Source organism: Mycobacterium sp. PDNC021 (genome assembly GCF_048282635.1).
GTDB classification, from domain to species: domain Bacteria; phylum Actinomycetota; class Actinomycetes; order Mycobacteriales; family Mycobacteriaceae; genus Mycobacterium; species Mycobacterium llatzerense.
In genome coordinates, this window is sequence record NZ_CP182502.1 from 4847001 (window position 1) to 4871831 (window position 24831).

Genomic DNA, 24831 nt, shown 5'->3' on the forward strand with positions numbered 1-24831 from the left:
ACCGACACACTCGGCCACCTCACAGCGCCGCCGCCCCGTACGGCACTACGTGGATTTGTCGCGCGCTCGGCGCTGCACTACTTGGTTCGTCCAGCATGGTTCGCCTGCCTTCAGGCCTTCGATAAGCCAGATGGGATCTCTCGTCAGGCGCTCTACTGTTGCCGACGGCGATAGGCGCTGCCTATCAATGCATTTGAAATGCCGATCAGCTGCGCACTCTTTCCGGCCCCGGGGAGCCGATTCCGGGGATTAGATTGGGGAGATGACCACCGTCAGGGACGGCCACGACGTCGACGCCACCTACGACGAACACGACGTTCAGGTCACCGGCGCGAAACACGAAGCCGCCGGGGTCAAGGCCGTGCTGGTCAGCATGCAGCGCGCCATGGCACAGATGGGGCCGCTCCGCACCGCGGAGACGCTGAGCAAGATCAATCAGCGCCACGGCTTCGACTGCCCGGGCTGCGCGTGGCCCGAGGAACACGGCGGCCGCAAGATCGCCGAGTTCTGCGAGAACGGCGCGAAGGCCGTGGCCGAGGAAGCCACGCTGCGCCGCGTCACCCCGGAGTTCTTCGCCCGGCATTCGGTCGCCGATCTGGCCGCGCGACCCGAGTACTGGCTGTCGCAGCAGGGCCGGCTAACACACCCAATGATGTTGGCGCCCGGCGACACTCACTACCTCCCGATCGACTGGGACGACGCGTATACGCTGATCGCCGACGAACTGCAGGCGCTCAGCTCCCCTGACGAGGCGCTGTTCTACACCTCCGGCCGCACCAGCAACGAGGCCGCGTTCCTCTACCAACTGCTCGTGCGCAGCTACGGCACCAACAATCTGCCGGACTGCTCGAACATGTGCCATGAATCGTCGGGCACCGCGCTGGTCGAGTCGATCGGCATCGGCAAGGGGTCGGTCACCGTCGACGACCTCATCCACGCCGACTGCATCGTCATCGCCGGGCAGAACCCGGGCACCAACCACCCCCGGATGCTGTCCACGCTGGAGAAAGCAAAGGCGAACGGCGCCAACATCATCGCCATCAACCCGCTGCCCGAGGCCGGACTGATGCGCTTCAAGGATCCGCAGAAGGTGCACGGTGTCGTCGGCCACGGGGTACCCATCGCCGATGAGTTCGTGCAAATCCGAATCGGCGGCGACATGGCCCTGTTCGCAGGCCTGGGCCGGTTGCTACTGGAAGCCGACGACATCGCACCGGGGACCGTGCTGGATCGCGACTTCATCGACCAGCACTGCGCCGGCTTCGACGAGTACGAAACCCGCACCCGCGCAGTCGAACTGGACGTCGTCTCCGAAGCCAGCGGAATCGGACGTGACCAGTTGCAACGGGTCGCCGACGCGCTGGTCCGGTCGGAGCGCACCATCATCTGCTGGGCGATGGGCCTGACCCAGCAGACGCATGCGGTGGCCACCATCGGCGAGGCGACCAACCTCTTGCTGATGCGCGGCATGATCGGAAAGCCCGGCGCGGGAGTGTGTCCCGTGCGCGGGCACTCGAATGTGCAGGGTGACCGGACCATGGGCATCTGGGAGAAGATGCCCGAGGAGTTCCTGGCCGCGCTGGACACCCGGTTCGGCATCAGCTCCCCGCGCAAGCACGGCCTCGACACCGTGGACGCGATCCGGGCCATGCGTGACGGACAGGCCAAGGTCTTCGTCGGGATGGGCGGCAACTTCGTCTCGGCCACTCCCGACACCGACGTCACCGCCGCGGCGATGCGCAATTGCGCCCTGACGGTGCAGATTTCGACGAAGCTCAACCGCAGTCACCTGATCCACGGGCGCACGGCGCTGATCTTGCCGACGCTCGGCCGCACCGACAAGGATTTCCAGGCGACCGGCAAACAGGTGGTGTCGGTAGAGGATTCGATGTCGATGGTGCACCTGTCGCGCGGCGGGCTGGCCCCACCCAGCGACCAGGTTCGCAGCGAGATCGCCATCGTCTGCCAGCTGGGCCGGACCCTGCTGGGCGCCGACCACCCCGTGCCGTGGGAATCGTTCAACGCCGACTACGACGGCATTCGCGACGCCATCGCCGACGTGGTCCCCGGGTGCACCGACTACAACGTGCGGGTCCGCCGGCCCGACGGCTTCCAGCTGCCCCACCCGCCCCGGGATTCCCGCGAATTCCCCACGCACACAGGCAAAGCCAACTTCTCGATCGAACCCGTGGAGTGGGTGCCGGTGCCCGAAGGCCGGCTGGTACTACAGACGCTGCGCAGCCACGACCAGTACAACACCACCATCTACGGCTTGGACGACCGCTATCGCGGCGTCAAAGGCGGCCGGCGCGTGGTGTTCGTCAACCCGGCCGACATCGCGGCCCTCGGGCTGCGCGACGGCAGCCGCGTCGACCTGGTCTCTGAATTCGACGGCCACGAGCGCCGCGCGAAAGACTTTCTGGTGGTGCCCTATTCGACCCCCGCGGGCAATGCCGCGGCCTACTACCCGGAGACCAATCCGTTGATTCCGTTGGACCACACCGCCCGGAAATCCAATACCCCGGTATCCAAGGCAGTGGTGATCAGGCTTGTCCCAGGGGTCGAGCGCAGCGACGTGGGATCGGACCAGCCATGGGTCGAGTAACCGCACGGCGCCGGGCCGAACACGTCACCGTCAACGGCGCGGTCTCGCGCCCGGAAACCCTGGCGGTCGAGGAACCCCTGGAAATCCGGGTCAACGGCAGTCCCCTCACCGTCACCATGCGGACGCCGGGGTCGGATGTCGAACTCGCCCAAGGGTTTCTGCTCACCGAGGGCGTGATCGCACGCCGCGATGACATCGCCCGCGTCGCCTACTGCCGTGGCGCCACCGAAGACGGGGCCAACACGTACAACGTGCTCGACGTGATGTTGGCACCGCATGTCCCGCCGCCGTCGGTCGACGTGACACGCAACTTCTACACCACCTCGTCATGCGGCGTGTGCGGCAAGGCGTCGATCGATGCCGTCCGAACCGTCAGCCACTACTCCCCCGGCGACGACCCGACCAGCGTCACCTCCGACGCGCTCTCGGCCATGCCACAGGTGCTGCGCCAGGCCCAGAAGGTGTTCAACAGCACCGGCGGACTGCACGGTGCCGCACTGTTCAGCGCCGGCGGCCAGATGTTCGTCGCCCGCGAAGACATCGGCCGGCACAACGCGGTGGACAAGGTGATCGGATGGGCGCTCGAGAACGACCGCATTCCGTTGACGGGCACCGTCCTGCTGGTCAGCGGGCGGGCGTCGTTCGAACTCACGCAGAAGGCCGTCATGGCCGGTATCCCGCTGCTGGCCGCTGTGTCCGCACCGTCGTCGCTGGCGGTCGATCTGGCCAGCCAGGCCGGGCTCACCCTCGTGGCGTTCCTGCGCGGCGAGTCGATGAACGTCTACACCCGTCCGGACCGGGTGATCAGGTAAGGATTCCAAATGGAAAAGCCCCCGCCGTGGCGGGGGCTTTTCCTTTGGCGAACTATGCGCTCTTGTCGCGACGCTCCGAGCGGGACGCCTTGCGCGGCACGATGGTCGGCAACACGTTGTCCTGGACGGTCTCCTTGGTGACGACCACCTTGGCGACGTCGTCGCGGCTCGGGATGTCGAACATCACCGGCTGCAGCACCTCTTCCATGATGGCGCGCAGGCCACGGGCACCGGTGCCACGGTGGATGGCCTGGTCGGCGATCGCGTCGAGGGCCTCTTCGGTGAACTCCAGCTCCACCCCGTCCATCTCGAAGAGCCGGACGTACTGCTTGACCAGCGCGTTCTTCGGCGTGGACAGGATCGACACCAGCGATTCCTTGTCCAGGTTGGTCACCGACGCCACGACCGGGAGACGACCGATGAACTCGGGGATCAGACCGAACTTGATGAGGTCCTCGGGCAGCACCTCGGCGAAGTGGTCCTGGGTGTCGATCTCGGCCTTGGAGTGCACCTCGGCGCCGAAGCCCAGGCCGCGCTTGCCGACCCGGTCGGACACGATCCGCTCCAGCCCGGCGAAGGCACCGGCCACGATGAACAGCACGTTGGTGGTGTCGATCTGGATGAACTCCTGGTGCGGGTGCTTGCGCCCGCCCTGCGGCGGCACCGACGCCTGCGTCCCCTCGAGGATCTTCAGCAGCGCCTGCTGCACACCCTCACCGGACACGTCGCGCGTGATCGACGGGTTCTCGCTCTTGCGGGCGATCTTGTCGACCTCATCGATGTAGATGATGCCGGTCTCGGCCCGCTTGACGTCGTAGTCGGCGGCCTGGATCAGCTTCAGCAGGATGTTCTCGACGTCCTCGCCGACGTAGCCGGCCTCGGTCAGCGCAGTCGCGTCGGCGATCGCGAACGGCACGTTGAGCATCTTGGCCAGTGTCTGCGCCAAGTAGGTCTTGCCGCAGCCAGTCGGTCCGAGCATCAGGATGTTCGACTTGGCGAGCTCAACCGGCTCAGACCGGGAGTCGCGCGACTTCTCCTGCGCCTGGATGCGCTTGTAGTGGTTGTAGACAGCCACCGCGAGCGTCTTCTTGGCGTTGTCCTGACCGATGACGTAGCCCTCGAGAAAGTCCCGGATCTCCTGAGGCTTGGGCAGCTCGTCGAGCTTGACGTCGTCAGCGTCGGCCAGCTCCTCTTCGATGATCTCGTTGCAGAGGTCGATGCACTCGTCGCAGATGTAGACGCCAGGTCCAGCAATCAGCTTCTTGACCTGCTTCTGGCTCTTTCCACAAAACGAGCACTTCAGCAGGTCACCGCCGTCTCCGATGCGCGCCATGGGGTGAGGCCCTACTTTCTCCGGTCGCCGTCAGTCGTTACACCAGATAGTGGGTTATTTCGGGTGTGAACCCGACGCTACCCGTTCGCTCCGTTGCGATGCGACCGAAAGGGGCGAATCGCTCCGGTGGTATTTATCCGTGTGCAGGAGAACATAGCCCGATCGGTGGCTTGCCACCCCTCGGCGCGCTGACCGTGATTCTGGCGTGTCTTCCCGGCGCCGGTTGGCGTTGGCTCGACAGGCCTCTGATCAGGGCTGTTCACCTATCTGCAACCCTACCGTGTGCACATTGAGGCCGCCGACGCATTTCGCGGCCAGCGCAAGTAGACGACCTTCGGCCTACCCCTGCAGCCGCCCACCCAGCTGGTCCATCGGCACCGCGATCGTGAGCGGGCCACCGTTGCCCACCAGCTGACTTTCGCCGAAGAAGAACGTGACGCCCTCGTCGGTGAGCGCGAAGTTCCGGTACGAGCTGCGGTCCGGTTCGATCAGCGCCGCATTGCGCGCCTTCAACGCGCGCTGCACCACCGGTGTCAGGATCGCCACCGGATCGGAACCCGGCCCGAACAACGTGTCGATGGTGATCGACCCAGCGGGCCCGTGGGTGAAGGTCCGGTACCGGATGTCCGGATGCCCTTCGTGGGCGAAGCCCGTCGGATCCACGATCTTGAGCACCAGGGTTTGGGTTCGCGCCGAGCGGTACACCGTCGGCGTCACCGTCTCTGTGTACCCCCGGCCGCGGCCGAACTTGTCCACCCAGCCGACGAATCCGTCGCGGTCCTGGGCCAGGAAGTCCGCTACCGCCTGCTGGTCGGGATAGTCGACCGGGAAGGCCGCGGTCCGTTCATACCCGGTACCGACCTCGTGGATCCGGCAGATGCCGGTGGCGTCGGCCGTCCCGCCCAGGGCACCGCACGACTGCTGCGCGGACGCCGTCTGCGCCACGCTCAGGAATGTCACTGTCGCGGTCAGGGCAAGAACCGAAATCTTCATGCCCCCAGGGTTCGCCGATGCGCTTGGCGGATTCTTGGCCTTGCCCCTACCCGAGTTCGACGGTGAACTCATGCGCGCCGATGCGGATGCGATCACCATCGAACAGATTGGTGTTGGCCTCGATCCGCGCGCCCTGTACGTACACACCGTTGGCCGAGCGCAGGTCCACCATGACCGGCCCGGTGCCCGCATCGACGATGACGGCATGGTGCCGGCTGACGTCGGCCGCGTCGAGCACGATGTCGTTGTCGGCGAGGCGCCCGATCCGGGTTGCCATCGCGCGCAAGGCAAACCATCGCCCGGTCGCGTCGCGCAGGCCCGCTTTGGACGAGGTCGACCGCGTGGAGGCTGATCGGAGCCGGCCGATGGTGTGCACTGCCGTCGCTTGCGCGGCACCCTGCACGTCGAGCGGTTCCTGGCGCAGAATCCGTTGCTGCAGGACAGTTATCGCCTGGCCGGGATCGAGACCGAGGTCCTCGGCCAGGATCGCCTTCACCCGCCGGAACGCATCGAGCGCGTCCGCCTGCCTTTGACAGCTGTAATAGGCGGTGATCAACTGCGCCCACAGCGGTTCCCGGTAGGGATGTTCGGCGACCAGCGTTTCCAGCGGCCCGATCACCAGAGATCCATGGCCACAAGCAATTTCAGCTTCCGCTCGGGCGGTCTCCACCGCAATCCGGTCGTCGACCAGCGCGGCGGCGACGGCGTCGACGAAGGCGAAGTCGGACAGATCACCGAGGACCGGGCCGCGCCACTGCGCCAACGCGGCCGACAGGTGGGTGCCCGCGGACGAGAACCGACCGGCGGCCGCGGCGCGCACACCGGCGACCTTTTCCTTCTCGAAGCGCCCCAGGTCGGTTGACTCCTCCGGCACATCGAGTCGATAGCCGGGCGGTGCGGCGGCCAGCGTCTCCCGCGGCATTCCGGACTCCGCCAGGACCTTTCGGAGATTGGAGATGTAGGAGTGCAATGCGGTGCGGGCGGCCGCAGCCGGCGACTGTTCCCACACCGCGTCGATCAACGCGTCCACCGACACCGGGCGACCGCGATTGAGTAACAGCATCGCGAACACTGCTCGCTGCTTGGGTGCGCCCAGCGAGACGACGTGGTCGTCGACGGCCATCCGCAGCGGGCCCAGAACGCCGAAATCGATTCCGGTCGGCCGCATGGGCCGAGGGTATCGGGTGCTATCGGCCGATGCGGGCTATTGCCAGTTCCGCGAACGTCTTCAGGGTGTCGCAACGCCACACGTAGCTGCCGGTCACGCGGTAGAGCCGTTCACCTGTCAACAACACAGTGAGCGTCGTCGACGGCGGCGTGACGTTGGGTTCGTAGGTGCAGACCGCCTTCAGGCCCACGCCTTCGACCGCGGTGGCCCTGGGCCAGGCGGCCACCTCCTTGAATGTCGTTGCGGCGTCCCAGGGGAACGCGTCGGCGAACCGGACATCGGACTCCAGGCTGCGTCGTGCCTGCGGCTCGTCCAATGACCGGTAGGCACAAGATAATTCGGGAAGCTGCGTCCGAATCGGCGCGGCGATGGCCGGGCCTTCGAGAAATGCCGCGGCTTCGTCGGCGCTGACCCAGCTGCAGGCCTCGGCGGTCTCATGGTCATCGGCATGCGCGACCGGGGACAGGGCGACCGCGACGGTCAGGGCCGCCAGGGCGGACGCGTACCGCGTCATGACCGGTAGCCCTCGCCGAAGGTCATGGCGTCGACGACGTGCCCGTCGTTCACCGTCGGACCGAGCAGGACCCGCGTGGTGTTCGCGGCCGGGTCGTAGGCCATCAGCGCCTGCGATGGGCTGCAGCCGGTCGTCGACTTCAGGACCAGCGATCCGCCTGACGCACCGACCACGTCGATGTTGTTGCCCGCCCGCGGAACCTTGACGCGCTGGGTGTGACCATCAGCCGTCACCCGCGACAGGAACACCACGCCGCAGGCGCCGAGTGACTGCACAAACGTGCCGCTCGGCAGCTGCCAGAGGCCGACGTCGCCGTAGTCGCCTTCGAATCCGGGTTCGTTCTTCGCGTTGTTGACGGCGGTGAGCGCGGTCGGCGCCGACCCGTCGATCGGCACCTTCCACAACTGGCTGCCCGCGGACTTCTGCGCGGTACAACTGGCGACGAAATCCGTTGGCGCCAACCATCGGGTCGTCCGGCACACCGCGCCCGGCATCGGTACCGGCAGCACCCGCCCGACGGTCCCGTCGTTGCCCATGAGCACGAAGCTGTTGTCGGTCCGCGGCACCTCGCCATTGGCCCGGTTGGCCGTCGACAGCACGAGGGTGGTGCCGTCGGGGGTTTCCAGATAGTCGCCGCCGAATCGGCCGGCGCCGGCCAGGTCGTCGGTCGGGTAGGTCAGCTGCACGTTGCCCGCCAAGTCGACACGTTGCAAGGTGCTGGGCTGGTCGTGGCTCGTCGATGACAACACGATCGCTTCACCGCCCGGCCGGCTGAACCGCGGGGAAGCACTCGACGGGAAGGAGCTCTGGCTGCCGGTGTGCAAGTCGACGACGATCACCGAGTCACCCATCGTCAGCAGTGCGCGACCACCATTGCCCGACCAGTCGACCAGGCGCGGGTGCCATCCTTTGTCCGTCGGCTCGAACGTGGTGATGGCGTACCGGTGACCGGCCGGATCGATCAGGAACAGGGTGTTGGCCACCTTCGCGGGTGCCGGCGCGTCAGGGTCGGGGCGTTCGCCCGGGAGTCGTCCGGGGACCGGGTTCCAGGTGGCCAGGGTCCAGCCGTCGCCGACCTGATTCCACGGCACCGGCATCGAGGTGTCCGGGGTTGGATTCGCCTGGGCCACCGGCAATCCGGCCACCACGGACGCGACCAGAGCGGCAGTGGCCAGTGCGAGGGAGGAACGGCGTGCGGGTCGGCTCATGACGGGTCCTGTTCGGGGTGGCCGGGATTCGTGGTCGCGTCACAGGGTGCGGCGGGCGCCTTGGCGGTTTCTTGGCGCGAGGCGGGCGGCCGACGAAGGGCGAAAACATACCTTTCGACGTAATCTTCCGACTACGTCAATTAATCTTCTCGACTGGGGCCCACCCCCACCGAGCGACGCTCTCATCCGAATACGCGAAGGACCTGCGCGATGAATCACTTCAGCCACGCCACGACAGCCACCCCACTCCGGCGGCTCCAAAGCCTGCCCCTGGCCGGTGTCGTCGCGGCCGCCTGCGTCCTGGCGCCGAACGGCCAGCTCGCGACCCAGGCGCATGTTGCTGCTGTCAGCACCCCGCGGATTGAATCCCGGGCCATCCAGTTCGCGGCATTCGCCCAAGACATGGCCGCGCAACAGCAGCAGCTGCTCGACCAGATCACCAGCGCCGCAGCGAGCAACACGTCCGCGGGGCCGGTTGCCCTGGCCGCCGTCGACCCGATCGCCACTGCGGGCAACGTTGTCGTCAACGTGCTCAACGTCCTCGCGCAGGCCGTGGTCGCGTCGGCCAAGAGCACCGTGCAATCAGTGGTGTCCATACCGCTGGTGATACTGAATCGCGCAGCCACCGATCCCCTGTACCTCCCGTGGGTGCCCATTGCGTTGGCGTCCTTCGTGCTCACGGCCCCGTTCCAGATCGTGGGGACGTTCGCGTACCAGATGGTCGCAAACCTGACAAAAGCGGTGACGACCCTGCTGCCGGCCGCCGCCGGCCCGGCACCCGCCGCGGCCGACAGCCCGGCACCCGCGGCAGCCGACCCTGCACCGACCGCGGCCAACCCGGTCCAACAGGCCATCGACACCGTCAAGACGAGAGTGACCAGCGCGACCAACGCCGCCGGCTCGGCCTTGGCCGCCGCGCCGGCCGCGCTGACCTTCGGGCTGCAGCTGCCGTCGACACTCGCTCCGCTCGCGCCCGTCGCCGGTGCGGCGTTCGCCGCCCTGTCCCCGGCGATCGCCGTCGCGAACTTCATCTCCGTGCTGGTGACGGGCAAGGCGCTGCCATTCAATGTGGTGAAGCCGCAGCTGTCGTCCATCTTGTCGTCTGCGGCGACCGCCCCCCGCTCGACCGCCGCGACCGACAAGGCGTCGGAGCCGGACGCCCCCGCTGCCGGCACCGCGGGCACGAACGACGCCGCCGGCGCCGACAAGCCGTCCACCAAGACCGAGAAGAAGCCCACCAAGACCGTGCAGAAGCCGCGGCGGACTTCTCCGGCGTCGACCGCAACCACGACACCAACGGCGGGCACCGACGATTCGCCCACCAAGTCCGGTAGCGAGCCGGCGACGGCCACCAAGCCGGAAAAGCCCGACACCAAGCCCGCTACCAAGCCGGAGAAGTCCGAGAAGTCCGGCACCGACAATTCGTCGTCAGCGCAACACGATTCGACGAAGGGCAAGAAGGCCACCGACAAGAAGACCAAGGACAAGAAGGCCGCCAAGGGCGGCGCGTCGTCCGCCGCGTCGAAGGCCGGCTCGGCCAAGGACTGAAACAAACGCCAACGGCCGCCAACCTGAACAGGTTGGCGGCCGTTGGCCTTTACAGAACTAGGCCTTCTGGGCCGAGAGCTTCCGGTACTCGAGGACCGTGTCGATGATCCCGTATTCCTTGGCGTCGGCCGCGGTGAGGATCTTGTCGCGGTCGGTGTCCTTGCGGACCTGCTCGGCAGTCCGGCCGGTGTGCCGCGCCAGCGTCTCCTCCATGAGGGTGCGCATGCGCTCGATCTCGGCGGCCTGGATTTCCAGGTCCGAGAACTGACCCTGGATGACGCCGCCGAGCGACGGCTGGTGGATCAGCACGCGGGCGTTCGGCAGGGCCATGCGCTTGCCGGGCGTACCGGCGGCCAGCAGCACCGCGGCGGCCGACGCGGCCTGACCGAGGCAGACCGTCTGGATGTCGGCACGCACGTACTGCATGGTGTCGTAGATCGCCATCAGCGAGGTGAACGAGCCACCCGGCGAGTTGATGTACATGGTGATGTCGCGATCGGGGTCCTGCGACTCGAGCACCAGCAGCTGGGCCATCACGTCGTTGGCGGACACGTCGTCGACCTGGGCACCCAGGAAGATGATGCGCTCGTCGAACAGCTTGGCGTAGGGGTCGACGATGCGCTCGCCGGTGTGCGTGCGCTCCGTGAACTGCGGCAGGATGTAGCGCGCCTGCGGAGCCAGCTCCGGGTTCAGATGCTTGGAGATCACTTCGAGGCCCCCTTGCCGCCGTTGAGGTTTGCGCGGGTGATGATGTGGTCGACGAAGCCGTATTCCAGCGCTTCCTGCGCGGTGAACCAGCGGTCGCGGTCGGAGTCGGCCTCGATCTGCTCGATGCTCTTGCCGGTGAACTCCGCGTTCAGCCGGAACATCTCCTTCTTGATGACGTGGAACTGCTCGGCCTGGATGGCGATGTCCGACGCGCTACCGGTGACGCCACCGAGCGGCTGGTGCATCAGGACCCGCGCGTGCGGCAGCGCGTGGCGCTTGCCCTTGGCGCCGGCGGCCAGCAGGAACTCACCCATGGACGCGGCCATGCCCATCGCATAGGTGGCGATGTCACAGTCCGACAGCTGCATGGTGTCGAAGATCGCCATGCCGGCGCTGATCGAGCCACCCGGCGAGTTGATGTACATGTGGATGTCTTTGGTCGGGTCTTCGGCCGTCAGCAGCAGGATCTGAGCGCACAGCCGGTTGGCGATGTCGTCGTCGACCTGCGAGCCCAGGAAGATGATGCGCTCGGCAAGCAAACGCTCATAGACCGAGTCCGTGAGGTTGAGCCCCGGTGCGCTTGAACGCATGTCAGTCACGACTGGATACCTGCTTTCTCGAGTTCGTTCACACGACACTAACCAACGGCCGACGGCCGCGAGTCCCCGACGCGGCCTAGTTCGCTCACAGCGTCACAGACGCCGCAGAGCGGACGGTGCCGCAGGCATCACTGAAGACACCTGCGGCACCTGTACCACGATCAGACTTTGAGGACTCAGTCCTCGTCCTTCGCCTTCTTGGCCTTCTTTTCCTTGGCCGGCTTCTCGTCCTTCGCCTCAGCCTTGGCCTTCTTCGCCTTGGCGGGCTTCTCATCCTTGGCTTCTTCAGCCGGAGCCTCGTCGGCAGCCTCAGCCGCAGCCTCGGTCTCGTCGGCAACCTCGGCCTCAGCGGCGTCGGCGGCCGGGCCGAAGAACTCCGCGGTGTCGACCGCGTTGCCGTCGGTGTCGGTGACGGTGGCACCGCTGACGACTGCGGCGATGGTCATGCCGCGACGGATGTCGGCGAACATGGACGGCAGCTGGTTGTTCTGCTGCAGGATCTGGATCAGCTGCTGCGGCTCGATGCCGTACTGGCGGGCCATCAAGGCGATGCGCTCCATCAGGTCGCCCTGGCCGACCTTGACGTCCAGCTCGTCGGCGATGGCGTCCATCAGCAGCTGGGTCTTGACGGCCTTCTCGGCGTTGGTGCGGGTGTCCGCGTCGAACTCTTCGCGGCTGCTGCCCTGCTCCTTGAGCTGCTCCTCGAACTTGGCCTCATCGTGGTCCAGTCCGTGGACCGCGTTGTGCACGGTCTCGTCGACGGTGGCCTGGACGATGGCCTCGGGCAGCGGCACCTCGATCTGCTCCAGCAGGGCTTCGACGGCCTTGTCGCGGATCTGCTCGGCCTGGCCGATCTGCTTCACCCGGCGAACCTGGGCGACCAGGCTCTCCTTGAGCTCGTCGATGGTGTCGAACTCGCTGGCCAGCTGGGCGAAGTCGTCGTCCGGCTCCGGCAGCTCGCGCTCCTTGACCGACTTGACGGTGACGGAGACCTGGGCTTCCTTACCGGCGTGATCGCCGGCGGCCAGGGTGGTCGGGAAGTCCTTGGACTCGCCGGCCTTGAGGCCGATGATGGCCTCGTCGAGGCCCTCGATCAGCTGACCGGAACCGATCTGGTGCGACAGGCCCTCGGTCTTGGCCTCGGGCACGTCCTCGCCGTCGACGGTGGCCGACAGGTCGATCGAGACGAAGTCGCCGTCAGCGGCGGCGCGCTCGACACCGGTCAGGGTGCCGAAGCGGGCGCGCAGGTTCTGCAGCTCGGCGTCGACCTCGTCGTCGTCGATGACGATCGGGTCGACCGAGATCGTGATGGCCTTCAGGTCCGGCAGGGCGATCTCCGGACGGACGTCGACCTCAGCGGTGAAGACCAGCTCGTCGTTGTCTTCGAGCTTGGTGATGTCGATCTCCGGCTGGCCCAGCGGCTTGACGTCCTGAGCGGTGACGGCCTCGCCGTAGCGGGCCGGGATGGCGCTGTTGACGACCTGCTCCAGCACCGCGCCGCGGCCGACACGGGCCTCGAGCAGCTTGGCCGGGGCCTTGCCGGGACGGAAGCCGGGCAGGCGGACCTGCTTGGCCAGCTCCTTGTAGGCCTGGTCGAACTCGGGTTGAAGCTCGGTGAAGGGCACCTCCACGTTGATGCGAACCCGGGTGGGGCTCAACTGCTCCACGGTGCTCTTCACAGCGTTACTCCTTGTTTTTTGATACTTGTCATCAGTCGGTGGTCGGGGTGACAGGATTTGAACCTGCGGCCTTCCGCTCCCAAAGCGGATGCGCTACCAAGCTGCGCTACACCCCGTGCCTCGTCGCGGTCGCATTACCGCGGTCGAGATACTACGTCCTAGACACACGACAACCTCAATTGGATTGGCGGCCGCTGTCCCGGTACTGTCTGCCGGTACTGTGATCGCAGCAGTGCACGCGGGCGTAGCTCAATGGTAGAGCCCTAGTCTTCCAAACTAGCTACGCGGGTTCGATTCCCGTCGCCCGCTCCATAGGACCGGCCTGACCAGGCCGGTCCTTTTGTTTTGGGTCCCGTTTTCGGCCGTGGCCGGGCATCGAAATCGGCTCGCGCCGGAACGGCCTCAGCGGCGTGCGGGATCCTGCGCCCAGCGAGCACGCACATCCGCTATTTCTGTCGACAAACGACTTTGCTCGAGCGATAAATGTTCATTATTGACCGACGGGCCAATTAATTGCGTTTGTCAGCGCGCCGATTCCGCCCATTTCTGAGAGTTTCCTGCCAATTCGATGCAAATTGCCGCAATGCCGATCAGGTAGTGATTCAACGCCGCAATGCGCAGGTCAAAGACGATCTGGTCAAGAATTCGGAAGACGCTGGCAAATATTTTTGCCAACCGAGTCGAGACTTCACAGCAGCGGCGGTATAAATGCTCCGATGACCACGTCAATCACCCGATCAGACCGCCGAAACCGGCGGTCTATTGACGTGGATTCAGAAATTGCTGAGCGCACTTGGCGAGACCCGAAGCGATACCTCTGGCTACTGGTCCCGTCCGCCCCCGGCGCGGTGACACTGTCCTGGCTCCTGGTGTGGACCACGCGGCTGCACGTCTTCTGGTGGACCGCACTGGTCGTGATTCTGGTCGTGGGGCCCGCTGCCGACCATCTGTTCGGACGGGAAACGCACGACCGCGCCCCCGATCGCATCCTGGCGGCGCTGCAGCAGGACAAGTTCTACCGATTCGCCACCCACATGTTCCTGCCCACGCAGTACCTCGCGCTGGCTTTCGGCTGCTGGGTATGGGCCGGCGGCGGCTGGGTCACGTTGACGTTCACCGACAAGCTGGGACTGATGGTCGCCGTCGGCCTGTCGGGCGGCATCGCCAACAACGCCGCCCATGAATTGGGACACCGACGCGACCGCGCCGAACGGTGGCTCAGCAAGCTGGCGCTCGCGCAGAGTTGGTACGGGCAGTTCTACGTCGAGCACAACCGCGGGCATCACGTCCGCGTCGCGACACCGGAAGACCCGGCCAGCGCCCGCTTCGGCGAGAACGTGTACTGCTTCGTCGTCCGGTCGACGCTCGGCAGCACCCGCTCGGCCTGGCGGCTCGAAGCCAAACGCCTTGACCGGCAAGGCCATTCACGCTGGAGCCTGCGCAATGACGTCCTCAATGCCTGGCTGTTGAGCGTCGTCCTGTTCGCGGGGCTCGCTCTGTGGTTCGGGCCCGTGGTCCTGCCGTGGCTGTTCGGCCAGGCACTCATCGGCATCTTCCTGCTGGAAGGCATGAACTACCTGTCGCACTACGGGCTGCGCCGACAGAAACTACCGTCGGGCCGCTACGAGCGACTGCGTGCCGAGCACAGCTGGAACAGCAACACGGTGATCATGAACGTGTTTCTGCTGCATCTGCAGCGCCACTCGGACCACCACACCGACCCGTCGCACCGCTACCAGGGGATTCGGCACGCCACGGAGGCCCCGCAGCTGCCGAGCAACTACACGGCGATGCTGGTGCTGAGCCTCGTCCCACAGTTGTGGCGCCGCGTCATGGATCCGCGCGTCCTCGCCATCTACGGCGGTGACGTCAGGCTGACCGCGCTCAGCCCGCGCCGGCTGAAACGGTTGCGGCTCGACGGCAGCTAGCGCTGCTTGCCGTATCCCTCGAACAGGTTCCAGGACTGGCTGCCCCGCACCACGTGCAGGTAGTAGGCGTAATTCGCGGTCGTCATGGCGATCGCGGCGAGACCGAATCCGATGGCACGCACGAGGGTGTCCGACACATTGAGGACGATGAGCACCACCTCGACCGCGACGAAGATGCCGAGCAAGGTCAGACCCTTGCGCCACATGCCCTTGACGAAGAAGTAGATGGGCCCGAACAAGAAAGCCAGGATGTTCGAGGTGAGCTTCAGCCGTTCCAGGAACGTCAGGGCCTGGTAGGCCGCCTTGGACTCCGGCGTCGAGTTCGGCAGACCGTAGGTGTTGAAGAAATCAAACCGCTTCTGCCACGACGGGGACACCGTGAAACTGGGGAATTGCTGTGACACCTCATCGACATTAACGCCTGTGCAGTTTTGCTTGTGTGCGCGGGCGCCTAGCTGCTACCCGGAATCGGCCGCGCGACGCCGTTCGTCGTGCGAATGACGTTGAACTGCGGCGGATTGGCGGGGGCTTCCGAACTCGCGGGCGCGGTCGCGGTCGCCGTAGGTGACGCGCTGGCGGTCGGCGACGCGGTGCCGGGCTGGCTGGCAGGTGGCGTGTACTGCCTGGCGGGCGGCGTATAGGTCGTCGGCGCCTGAGTGGTTTGTGTCGACGGGCCAGTCGGCGGTGCGGGCGTCGGGCTCGCGGGGGCGGTGGCCGTCGCAGTGGTGACCGGCGCCGGCGCGGGTGTCGCGGTTGCCGAAGACGACGAAGTGGCGGCAGGAGCCGAGGTGGAGGCCGGAGCCGACGTGGCGGCGCTCGTCGGGGCGGCCGGTTGATCAGGCGCGGGCGGCGGGATCTTGAATCCGGCAAGGGCCCCGATCGCCAGCAGCAGCAACAAGATGACGACAGCACCGACCCCGATGATCAGCACCTTGCCGGTGTCGGTGTTGAACCATCGCGCCGGCGCTGTTTCGGTATCGGTGTTTGCCATAGGTTCGGTCTCGGCACTTGTCATCAGTTGATCTCCTCCCAGCAGGGTGCCGGGAGCGTATCTCGCAAAGCAGCAGGTCGCGACTCGAGCGAGGACTATTTCCCCAGGTCGCAGGCATGTTCACAGGAACGTAACGAGCGTGCCCCGCACCGAGCCCAGCCGCACCCAAGCAATTTGCCAGCGCTTACGCAGGCGCCGTTTTACCGCGCCGTCCTGAACACCGTCACCGGCCGGGTATGCGCGGGCCGACTGCCATCCGCGGTGAAGAGCGCTGCCCGTTCCAGCCGGCGCCGCATCGCGGCGAGCGGAATCGGCTCGGCTCCCGTACCGCCGGACAGGTGGAACAGCAGCTCGGTCAGCGCGCAGACCTCGCCGGCCGTGCACCCGGTGCCGAACATCGCCGCGGCCGTCGCGGGGTCCGACAACAGCCGCTGCGACACTGTGGCCGCGGTGTCCCGGATCATCGCGTTGTGCCCGAACGGCAAGGCGGGCATGGCCTGTCCCTTCCGCACCACCAGTGCGTCGCCGCCGGGTTGTGCGCGCATCACATTCACCAGGGACACTGTGTGACCGCGCTCGTCGCGCTCCGGGTCGGACACCACGAGGGCCACGGTCGGCGGCCCTTCGATGGGCTCGGCATCGGCCCGGTCCCGCAGCGCTCGGTGTGCCGCGGCGGCGACCGTCTCCCCCTTGGCGGCGTCGAGCACCACGCCGGGCAACGCCCAGTCCCCCTGATGCGGTTCGCGTTGCCTGCGCGCCAGGATGAGCCCCGGCTCCTCGCCGGGGCTCACCGCGAAGACGTCGACGCTCAGCCAGGTGGCCAGCGACTCAGCCATGACGCGCGTCCTCCTCGCCGGCGGCATATGCCGCCCAATCACGTCGCACGGTAGCGCGCACCTCGGCGAAGGACACCGGGTTGACGATGACGCCGTCCTCGAACACCGTCCGCATGGCGTCCGTCGCCTCTACGGCACCGGCAGCGCCCTGCACCAGGGTCAGCCGCCCACGCTCGTCACGGACCACGGCCAACCGGCCCCGCGCGCTGCGCTTGCCCGGATCGGTGACCGGCGCCTTGGCGATGTCCCGGCCGCGGCCGTCGACCTGTACCCAGGTGGCCTTCATCGCGATGGAGAAGGTGTCACGCGTGACGTATTGATATGTGTATGAACCGAATCCGAGAACCGGAGTGGTGGACACGTAGCCCTGCCCCATCAGGTTGGCGGTGATGGCGGCCGCCCGCTCGTGCGTGATCGAGTCGCCGTAGATGACGCCGATGTGCGGGTCCAGTTCCCGATATCCGGCAGCGTTGACCGTGCCGCCGAACACTTCCCACAGCAGGTTCACCACACCCTTGTTCGCGGGGCTGCCGGCCGGGGCCTGCGGGTCGCCGCACATGATGCGTTCGGGGTCACCGCTGTCGGGGCGGATCACCACCTTGCCGTCACGCGCGGTGATCGTGTCTTTCAGCGTGGGCAGGATGCCGGTGCAGACGTGCCACAGGTCCCAGGTGTCGCTGACGATCGACACGATGCCGGTCGGATACAGGTCCAGCAGCCGGGCGAACGTGGCGACCTCATCGTCCTGGGTGCCGGCGCACATGACGCTGTGCTCGGTGGCCGGCACGCTGCCCCCGATGATCCCGGTTGAGCCCGGGTAGTTCCGGTCGATCCAGCCCAGCGCGGGCAGGCAGTCGGTGCCGGTGAACGCCAACAGGTGCGCGGCCCCCGATGCGGCGGCAGCCGCGCTGCCGGCCATGCCCCGGAAGGAGAAGTCGTGCCCCTGCCAGTCGACCGCGGCCGGGTCGGCGCCGCAGTCCCGCGCCCTAGTGTCCAGCAGAGTCCGGTTGCGCCACGCGGTGGTCGCCGACGTGATGGGCTGCCACAGCGCGGCCGACATCTCGGTCTCGATGTAATTGGTCAGCCAGAAGAACTCGGGCGCGGTGTTCTCGACGGTCAGGTACGGGACGCCGACCGGCACGATGGTGCCTTCCGGCAGCGCCCGTACCCGCAGCGGCAGCCTCCCGTAGGCGTGCAGTTGTCGGATGTGCTCGGCGCCAACATCATTGGGTCCCAACACCTGGGTGACGCGGTCTACGTAGGCCTGGCACACCTCGTCGATATCAGCGGCGAAGAAGACGCTCCACCGCTGGTTCAGGTAGCGCAGGTAGGCCTGCAGGCCGAAAAACGCGGTCCAGGCCACCCCGGGGATACGACTGCCGCGAGCGGTCAGGTTGGAGTAGACGTACTCGGTGCCGGCCGGGTACTGACGGCGGTGGTCCAGCTTGTAGGCATCGGTGTCCATCAGGACATCCAGGGCCGCAATGGTCTCGGGCCGGTACGTGGCGGTTGCTTCGATGGTCATGATGAAGTCCTTCTGATCAGATCAGCGTGGTCAGGGTGTGGGTGATGAACGGTTCCAGCGGTTGGACGTGCACGCCGCCGGGTGTGGCGCGGGAGTCGGTACTGGTGACCGAGGCGTAGCCGGCGAGGTTGTCCCGCCAGCGTCCGGTGAAGCAGCCGTGGCTGACCCACAGGTGCAGGGCCAGGTTGGGTCTGCTCGCGCGGATGGCATCAGCCAGCCCGGCGAAGGTGCCGCCGCCGTCGCAGATGTCGTCGATCACCAGCAAACGGCCGCGGTCCGGCAGACCCTCCGGGGCGACAAACCCCGACAGCTTCCCGTTGGCCGGATTCCGTTGCTTGCCAGCGACATACAGCGGCACACCCAACCGGGACGCCACCTGTCCGGCTCTGTCGCGGGCACCCTTGTCGGGTGCGACGACACCGGCCCAGCCGGGGTGGTGCGCGGCGCCACAGCCGACCAGGTCGACGGCTTCGATGACGGTGACGGCCGCTCCCCCGCGCCGGGCTTCGTCGGCCCAGACCGGGGAGTGCGGGTCCACCGTCACAATGTGCGCGACGCCGGTGGCGGCGGTGAGCCGGGCGGCGACGCGGGCGTCGTCGGTCGGATCGTGGTCACCGCGGGCCGACGGCAGGTACGGCGCGACCAGCACCGGGGCCTCCGCAGACCGGTTGCGGTGGAACGCCGCCCATTGCCCGAGCGCGGTGTAATCGATGGCGCCGCAACGACTCCAGGCAACCGGGCGAAATCCCGCGCCGAGCGGTGCCAGTTCACGGACCGCGGTGTCGCCACCCGGGTAGCTGGTGACGATTCCGGGCGCGGTCGACAACACACCGCGTTCGATGTCGAAGACGTGGAATGTCAGGTTCATGACGACGACGGTAATAGATATGGACATTAATGTCCATATCTATGTGATGGCGGTCATCGGTAAGCTGCCTGCATGGAGTTCGTGCTCATCCTGATCGTCATCGCGGCCATCGGGTTCTTCCTGTTCAGCAGGCAGAGCAAGGCCAACAAGGCCGCCGCCCTGGCCAACGCGAAAGCCGATGCCCGGCGCGTCATCGAGATGCTCGGCGGCCAGGTGTTCAACCTGACCGGCACCGACGACGCCTCGCGCCAGGCCATGGCCGACGCATCCGAGCGCTACAACGCCGCGGCGTCGCAGATCGAGCAGGCCACCACGGCCCAGCAGGCGGCGTTCGCCAAGCAGAGTGCGATCGAGGGGCTGTACTACGTGCGCGCCGCCCGGACCGCGATGGGCATCGACCCCGGTCCGCCGCTGCAGGCACTGGCCGGCCAGCGCGGCGCGGGCGAGGTCACCGAGGACCGCCGAATCCAGTTCGACGGCAGGCAGATTCAGGCCTCACCGGGGCCGACGGCGGCGACGCCGAACTACTACCCCGGCGGACGGGTCGCCGGCCGTCCGGTGCCCGAGGGCTGGTACTCCGAGCCGTGGTGGAAGCCGGCGTTGGTGGCCGGTGCCTGGGGCGTCGGCTCGGTGCTGTTGTTCGACGCACTGTTCGACGGCATGCACGGAGTGGGTTACGGCGCACAGGGTTTCGAGTCCGGATACGGGTCGGGATTCGACCAGGGCTACCAGCAGGGCCTCGATCAGAGCCAGTTCGCCGACTCCGGCCAAGGGCAGGACGTCAGCTGGAACGACAACAACGGCTGGGATGCCGGCGGCGGCAGTTGGGACTCCGGGAGCAGTGACTCCGGAGGCAGCAGCTGTGGCGGCGGTGGTTGCGGTGGCGGCTGCGGAGGCGGCGGCGACTAGGAGCCTGCCGAATTGATCGGTGTCCGGCACCAAAGGTTCCCATTGATCCTGTATCCACGGCGCAATTGTTCGAGTGAGGTACGCCGTCACGTCAGGGTCAACAATCCGGGACGCTGAAACCCAATCGACCCTGCATCCTGGGCGTAGTCGTGCGAGTACACCTCAGCGAGGACGCACCCTCAACCGCCTACGGGGTTTTCAGGTCCCCCAAATCAACCCCGTCACACCTGACAATCGGGGCACCAGAACAGGTTTCGCCCCTCCACTACCTCGGTGCGAATGGTGGCGCCGCACACGCGGCACGCCTCTCCCGCCCGCCGGTACACATAGGTGCGCGGCCGGTCCGCGGCGTAGGACGGCGCGCCGTGGTCGTCTTCCGGACGCACGACGACGATCTTGCCGCGACGCACGCCGACCTTCATGAGAGCGACGAGATCGGTCCACAGGTCGGCGAACTCGGACTCGGTCAGCGCCGCGCCCGGCCGGTGCGGATCGATCCGGTGCCGGTACAGCAGCTCGCTACGGTACACGTTGCCGACGCCGGCGATCACCGACTGATCCATCAGCATCGATCCGATTGATCTGCGGGACTTGCTGATTCGCGCCCAGGCGAGTCCGGGGTCGGCGTCGCGGCGCAATGGGTCGGCGCCGAGCCGGGCCACCACGTCGTCGACGCCGCCCTCGTCGATCAGCTCGCAGACGGTCGGGCCCCGCAGGTCGGTGCCGAAGTCGGACCCGAGCATGCGCATGCGCACCTGCCCGACGGGTGCGGTCATCGGCAGCGGCTGTTCGGTGAACGTGCCGTACAGGCCGAGGTGGACGTGCACCACCGCGCCACCGTCGTAGTGGTGGAACAGGTGCTTGCCCCAGGCATCGGCCTTACGCAGCACCCGGCCGCTGACGGCGGCCGCGGCATCGGAGAACCGGCCCTGCGGACTGCTGACCACCACCGGCGCCCGCCCGAAACGCTGCTGGTGCAGGCGGGCCAACCGGTGCAGGGTATGCCCCTCCGGCATAGGTCAGGCCTCGGATCAGGCCCCGGCGCCCGGAACCTCAGGAGCCACGTGCGTCTTCTCGTACTCGGCCAGGATGTCGATGCGGCGCTGGTGCCGCGCGGCCTCCGACCATTCGGCAGCCAGGAAGGCGTCGACGATCGCGAAGGCTTTCTCGGTGCTGTGCATACGGCCACCGATGCCCATCACCTGCGCGTTGTTGTGCTCGCGGGCCAGCTGCGCGGTTTCGACGCTCCAGGCCAGCGCACAGCGCACACCCGGCACCTTGTTGGCCGCGATCTGCTCGCCGTTGCCCGAGCCGCCGATGACGATGCCCAGGCTGCCCGGGTCGTCGACGGTGCGCTTGGCGGCGTCGATGCAGAACGCCGGGTAGTCGTCCTCCGCGTCGTAGGCGAAGGCACCGCAGTCGACGGCCTGGTGGCCATTGGCGGTCAGATGGTCGAGCAGGGCCTGCTTGAGTTCGTATCCGGCGTGGTCGGCTCCGAGATATACGCGCATGGCGCACATTCTGGCAGAACAGCGGCCCCGGACAGAATCAGCCGGTTAGCCGGAGGCGATCTTCGTGTCGCGGTCGACGGCCTCGGTGATCTGCTTGATGATCTCGGCCTGGTCGGCGACGCCGTCGATGTTGATCTGCATGACGTACAGCCCGGTCCCGTCCTGGATGACGACGGTGTTCTGCGTGATGAGCTTCGTCACCCCGTTGGAATTCCAGGAACCGGCGATCTGGAACGACTTGTGGCCGTCGACAGTGCCCGGTGTGCCGGGGTCGGTGGCGGTGAATCCCGGCAGGTTGTTCAGCTCACCCGGCGCGAAGTCGAGAATCTTCTGGGCATCGGCGTTCGGGCCCAGCCGGGAGATCAACGCCGTGGCGCTGGGCCGGTACGCGCCGGCGCTCGGGCCGTTGTAGACGATCGACTCGTACGCGAAAGCCGGCGTCTGCGGTCCGGCGTCGACCCAGCCCGGGGGCATCGGCATCGTCACCACCGGTGCGCCGGGTTCATTGCGGTGGACCAGTGCCTCCGGAATGTTGTTGCTCTTCAGGTAGGTGGCGATGGTCTGGTAGTTGCCGGGTGTACCGACCAGCAGCGGCGGTGTCGGCTTGTGCGACGACGACGCCGGCTTGTCCACTCCGGAGCTCTGGCTGCTGGTTCCGGAGGCGTCCGAAGACCCACTCGAGTCACCACCGGAATTCAAGAGAACGACACCGATCAGCACGACCACGACGGCGGCGATGGAGCCACCGATCACCCAGATCTTGGTGGACTTGCCGCCCGAGGACTGGCTACGACCGGGCTGCGTCTTGCCGATGTCGGCCGCGAGTTGCGAGTACGACGGTGGCGGTCCGCCGGGGCGGCCCATGCCGGGCGCGGCGTGCGCCGCGGGGTCGGCCGGGATGACCGGCAGCACCACGGTCGGCGACACCGTTTCGTGAGTAGGCCGGACAGGCCGCTGCGGCGGCAAGGGCGGAGGACCCGGGGGTGCCGGCAGCGGCTGCCGATACGGCGGGGCCGACGGTGACGAATCCGGTTCCGGCCGAAACGGTTTCGATTCAGGCGGCGGACCGACCGGAGCGCGCGGCGGTACCGGCGGCGGCGTCGGCTCCGGGCGAACCGGTTCGGGCGTCGGCGTCGGCTCCGAGACCGGCTCGGACGGTGGCTGCGGCACGGGTGGCGCAGGTGGCTCCGGAACCGGGGGCTGCGCAACGGGCTCCTGGACAACAGGTTCCGGCGCGACCGGTTCGGGCTCCGGTTCGTCGACGAGGTCGGGTTCGGCGACCGGGACCGGAGGCGGCGGGGTCACCTCGGGAGCGGACGGCGGCTCGGCGACGGGCGCCGCGGGCTTGACCGTCGGCAGCCGCAACTCGGCGGTGCGCAGGTTCAGCGTCGGTGACTCGGTGACCAGTTCGGCCTGCCGTTCGAAGGCCCGCGCGAACTTGGTGCAGGAATCGAATCGGTCATCGGGCGACTTGCCCATGGCCTTGATCAGCACGTCGTTCAGCGGCTCCAGCCACGGCTTCAGGTCGCTGGCCTTGGGCGGGGTCGCACTGAGGTGCTGGCTGATCACCGCGATCTGGTTGGTGTCCTGGTAGGGCGTCTGGCCGGTGAGCAACCGGTACGCGGTCGCGGCGAGCGCGTACTGGTCGGCGCGACCGTCGATCTCGCCGCCCATCAGCTGCTCGGGCGCCGAGTAGGAGACGGTGCCGATCGCCAGGTTGGCCGACGTCAGGCCCGTCACCTCACCGATCTGGCGGGCGATGCCGAAGTCGCTCAGCAGGATTCGCCGCTCGTCGGTGTCGATGTTGCTGAGCAGGATGTTGGCCGGCTTGATGTCACGGTGCAGCAACCCGCGCTGGTGTGCGTAGTCCAGGGCCGAGCTCATGGCCTTGACGATGGCGGCCACCAACTCCAGCGGCAGCCCGTTCGGGTACTCGTACTTGACCAGCTGCGCGGCATCGGTGCCGTCGACGTAGTCCATGGTGATCCACAGCCGGCCCTCGAACTCGCCGCGGTCGTGCAGGCCGACGATGTGCGGATGCCACAGGCCCGCGGCGATATTCGCCTCACGCTCGAACCGGATACGGAATTCGTCGTTGGCGGAGGCGGTTTCCCGGAGCACCTTCATCGCGTCCAGGCGAGGCAGCCTGGGGTGCTGGACGAGGTACACATCGCCCATTCCCCCTGAGCCCAGCAATCGACGCACGGTGTACCCGGCGAAGGTTGCGCCCGTCTCCAGCGACATCAGCGCATCCTACTCAAACCCGCACGTCGAAGGACGAAACTGTCCGTCGGCACGTCGCTCCCCACCAGTTGCATCGTTGTGGCTCATGTTTCGGATGTGTCTGACCACCGTAATGGCGTCCAGACGTTCCTTGCGGAACGCCGACGAGATTACCTGTGCCGACCCAGGCGAGCGTGACTAGCGGCCGATTGCGCTCAGTCGAATTCGGGAGCCTCGTTGCGGGAGCGCTTGAGCTCCCAGAAGTGCGGGTAGGAAGCGAAAATCACCGACGCGTCCCACAGCTTTCCGGCCTCTTCACCGCGCGGGATACGCGAGAGCACCGGACCGAAGAACGCGACGCCGTTGACGTGGATGGTCGGCGTCCCCACATCGGGGCCGACGGCGTCCATGCCGGCGTGGTGGCTCTTGCGCAGCGCCTCGTCGAACTTGTCGCTGGTGGCCGCCTCCGCCAGTTCGGCGGGCAGCCCGAGTTCTTCGAGGGACTCGGCGATGACCTCGGTGAAGTTCTTGTTGCCCTGGTTGTGAATCCGGGTGCCCATCGCGGTGTACAGCGGCGCCAGCACGTCGGAACCGAGCGCTTCTTCGGCGGCGATCGCGACGCGCACCGGACCCCACGCCAGCTTCATCATCTCCTGGTACTGCTCGGGCAGGTCCCTGCCCTCGTTCAGCACCGCCAGGCTCATGACGTGGAACTGCACGTCGACGTTCCGGACCTGCGCGACCTCCAGGATCCAGCGCGAGGTGATCCAGGCCCACGGGCACAACGGATCGAACCAGAATCCTGCGACATCCTGTGTAGCGGTGGCGTCGGCCATACGTCTTCCTTTGGTGGTCGGTACAGAGCCCGTTGCG

Annotated in this window: 23 protein-coding genes and 2 tRNA genes; 6 read left to right on the plus strand and 19 right to left on the minus strand. The window is 67.0% G+C overall.

Going from position 1 to position 24831, the window contains the following annotated elements:
* The first annotated feature begins 262 nt into the window (after positions 1 to 262).
* Positions 263 to 2605: an FdhF/YdeP family oxidoreductase gene (locus ACNO8X_RS23165; protein WP_418002891.1), complete on the plus strand. Its 2343-nt coding sequence runs from the start codon at positions 263 to 265 to the stop codon at positions 2603 to 2605.
* A complete protein-coding gene (gene fdhD / locus ACNO8X_RS23170; protein WP_418002892.1) occupies positions 2593 to 3417 on the plus strand; it encodes a formate dehydrogenase accessory sulfurtransferase FdhD in 825 nt (274 codons plus the stop codon). Before ACNO8X_RS23165 ends, fdhD begins: the two co-directional genes overlap by 13 nt.
* Positions 3418 to 3469: 52 nt before the next feature.
* On the opposite strand, the gene clpX is transcribed toward fdhD, so the two are convergent.
* From clpX to ACNO8X_RS23195, 5 genes are all read right to left on the minus strand, one after another.
* Positions 3470 to 4750, minus strand: a complete 1281-nt coding sequence (gene clpX, locus ACNO8X_RS23175) for an ATP-dependent Clp protease ATP-binding subunit ClpX (protein WP_043394298.1) — start codon at positions 4748 to 4750, stop codon at positions 3470 to 3472.
* Between the two features lie 339 nt (positions 4751 to 5089).
* Positions 5090 to 5743, minus strand: coding sequence for an RsiV family protein (locus ACNO8X_RS23180; protein WP_418002893.1), 654 nt, complete (start codon positions 5741 to 5743; stop codon positions 5090 to 5092).
* Between the two features lie 46 nt (positions 5744 to 5789).
* Entirely contained in the window at positions 5790 to 6911 is a 1122-nt protein-coding gene (locus ACNO8X_RS23185; protein ID WP_418002894.1) for a BTAD domain-containing putative transcriptional regulator, read from the minus strand.
* A gap of 19 nt (positions 6912 to 6930) precedes the next feature.
* Positions 6931 to 7425, minus strand: a complete 495-nt coding sequence (locus ACNO8X_RS23190) for a hypothetical protein (RefSeq protein WP_418002895.1) — start codon at positions 7423 to 7425, stop codon at positions 6931 to 6933.
* The gene (locus ACNO8X_RS23195; protein WP_418002896.1) at positions 7422 to 8633 is read right to left on the minus strand and encodes a hypothetical protein; all 1212 of its coding nucleotides are present in this window, start codon (positions 8631 to 8633) and stop codon (positions 7422 to 7424) included. Before ACNO8X_RS23195 ends, ACNO8X_RS23190 begins: the two co-directional genes overlap by 4 nt.
* 210 nt (positions 8634 to 8843) lie before the next feature.
* Here ACNO8X_RS23195 and ACNO8X_RS23200 point away from each other — a divergent pair, with 210 nt between their 5' ends.
* Positions 8844 to 10181, plus strand: a complete 1338-nt coding sequence (locus ACNO8X_RS23200) for a hypothetical protein (protein WP_418002897.1) — start codon at positions 8844 to 8846, stop codon at positions 10179 to 10181.
* 57 nt (positions 10182 to 10238) lie between these two features.
* Here the strand turns inward: ACNO8X_RS23200 and ACNO8X_RS23205 are convergent, their stop codons facing one another.
* The 4 genes from ACNO8X_RS23205 to ACNO8X_RS23220 form a co-directional block, all read right to left on the minus strand.
* A complete protein-coding gene (locus ACNO8X_RS23205) occupies positions 10239 to 10889 on the minus strand; it encodes an ATP-dependent Clp protease proteolytic subunit (protein ID WP_043394308.1) in 651 nt (216 codons plus the stop codon).
* Positions 10886 to 11479: an ATP-dependent Clp protease proteolytic subunit gene (locus ACNO8X_RS23210; protein ID WP_043394310.1), complete on the minus strand. Its 594-nt coding sequence runs from the start codon at positions 11477 to 11479 to the stop codon at positions 10886 to 10888. The genes ACNO8X_RS23205 and ACNO8X_RS23210 overlap by 4 nt, the downstream gene beginning before the upstream one ends.
* Positions 11480 to 11664: 185 nt before the next feature.
* Positions 11665 to 13167, minus strand: coding sequence for a trigger factor (gene tig / locus ACNO8X_RS23215; RefSeq protein WP_418002898.1), 1503 nt, complete (start codon positions 13165 to 13167; stop codon positions 11665 to 11667).
* Between the two features lie 39 nt (positions 13168 to 13206).
* A tRNA-Pro gene (locus tag ACNO8X_RS23220) sits at positions 13207 to 13283 on the minus strand.
* Positions 13284 to 13405: 122 nt separating this feature from the next.
* Between ACNO8X_RS23220 and ACNO8X_RS23225 the strand changes: the two genes are divergently transcribed.
* A tRNA-Gly gene (locus tag ACNO8X_RS23225) sits at positions 13406 to 13479 on the plus strand.
* Between the two features lie 210 nt (positions 13480 to 13689).
* Here the strand turns inward: ACNO8X_RS23225 and ACNO8X_RS23230 are convergent.
* Positions 13690 to 13842, minus strand: coding sequence for a hypothetical protein (locus ACNO8X_RS23230; RefSeq protein ID WP_418002899.1), 153 nt, complete (start codon positions 13840 to 13842; stop codon positions 13690 to 13692).
* A 92-nt stretch (positions 13843 to 13934) separates the two neighbouring features.
* Between ACNO8X_RS23230 and ACNO8X_RS23235 the strand changes: the two genes are divergently transcribed.
* Positions 13935 to 15095: an alkane 1-monooxygenase gene (locus ACNO8X_RS23235; RefSeq protein WP_418002900.1), complete on the plus strand. Its 1161-nt coding sequence runs from the start codon at positions 13935 to 13937 to the stop codon at positions 15093 to 15095.
* On the opposite strand, the gene ACNO8X_RS23240 is transcribed toward ACNO8X_RS23235, so the two are convergent.
* The 5 genes from ACNO8X_RS23240 to ACNO8X_RS23260 all read right to left on the minus strand — a co-directional run bounded on the left by ACNO8X_RS23240 (position 15092) and on the right by ACNO8X_RS23260 (position 19315).
* Entirely contained in the window at positions 15092 to 15499 is a 408-nt protein-coding gene (locus ACNO8X_RS23240; protein ID WP_418002901.1) for a DUF2628 domain-containing protein, read from the minus strand. The two genes, ACNO8X_RS23235 and ACNO8X_RS23240, sit on opposite strands and share 4 nt — an antisense overlap.
* Before the next feature lie 47 nt (positions 15500 to 15546).
* Complete coding sequence (locus tag ACNO8X_RS23245; RefSeq protein WP_418002902.1) at positions 15547 to 16086, minus strand: hypothetical protein; 540 nt, start codon at positions 16084 to 16086, stop codon at positions 15547 to 15549.
* A 200-nt stretch (positions 16087 to 16286) separates the two neighbouring features.
* Positions 16287 to 16922, minus strand: coding sequence for an NUDIX hydrolase (locus ACNO8X_RS23250; protein ID WP_418002903.1), 636 nt, complete (start codon positions 16920 to 16922; stop codon positions 16287 to 16289).
* Complete coding sequence (locus tag ACNO8X_RS23255; protein WP_418002904.1) at positions 16915 to 18447, minus strand: nicotinate phosphoribosyltransferase; 1533 nt, start codon at positions 18445 to 18447, stop codon at positions 16915 to 16917. Before ACNO8X_RS23255 ends, ACNO8X_RS23250 begins: the two co-directional genes overlap by 8 nt.
* 16 nt (positions 18448 to 18463) lie before the next feature.
* Positions 18464 to 19315 (minus strand): phosphoribosyltransferase family protein, encoded by an 852-nt coding sequence (locus ACNO8X_RS23260; RefSeq protein WP_418002905.1) that lies wholly within the window; start codon positions 19313 to 19315, stop codon positions 18464 to 18466.
* Positions 19316 to 19387: 72 nt separating this feature from the next.
* On the opposite strand from ACNO8X_RS23260, the gene ACNO8X_RS23265 reads away from it, so the two are divergent.
* A complete protein-coding gene (locus ACNO8X_RS23265) occupies positions 19388 to 20224 on the plus strand; it encodes a DUF1542 domain-containing protein (protein ID WP_133761328.1) in 837 nt (278 codons plus the stop codon).
* A 221-nt stretch (positions 20225 to 20445) separates the two neighbouring features.
* Here the strand turns inward: ACNO8X_RS23265 and ACNO8X_RS23270 are convergent, their stop codons facing one another.
* The 4 genes from ACNO8X_RS23270 to ACNO8X_RS23285 all read right to left on the minus strand — a co-directional run bounded on the left by ACNO8X_RS23270 (position 20446) and on the right by ACNO8X_RS23285 (position 24794).
* The gene (locus ACNO8X_RS23270; RefSeq protein WP_418002906.1) at positions 20446 to 21240 is read right to left on the minus strand and encodes an Fpg/Nei family DNA glycosylase; all 795 of its coding nucleotides are present in this window, start codon (positions 21238 to 21240) and stop codon (positions 20446 to 20448) included.
* Between the two features lie 15 nt (positions 21241 to 21255).
* A complete protein-coding gene (locus tag ACNO8X_RS23275) occupies positions 21256 to 21735 on the minus strand; it encodes a ribose-5-phosphate isomerase (protein ID WP_418002907.1) in 480 nt (159 codons plus the stop codon).
* 45 nt (positions 21736 to 21780) lie between these two features.
* Positions 21781 to 23979: an LpqN/LpqT family lipoprotein gene (locus ACNO8X_RS23280; protein WP_418002908.1), complete on the minus strand. Its 2199-nt coding sequence runs from the start codon at positions 23977 to 23979 to the stop codon at positions 21781 to 21783.
* A 194-nt stretch (positions 23980 to 24173) separates the two neighbouring features.
* On the minus strand, positions 24174 to 24794 hold the full coding sequence (locus tag ACNO8X_RS23285) for a DsbA family protein (protein WP_418002909.1): 621 nt from the start codon (positions 24792 to 24794) through the stop codon (positions 24174 to 24176).
* Positions 24795 to 24831 lie beyond the last annotated feature (37 nt).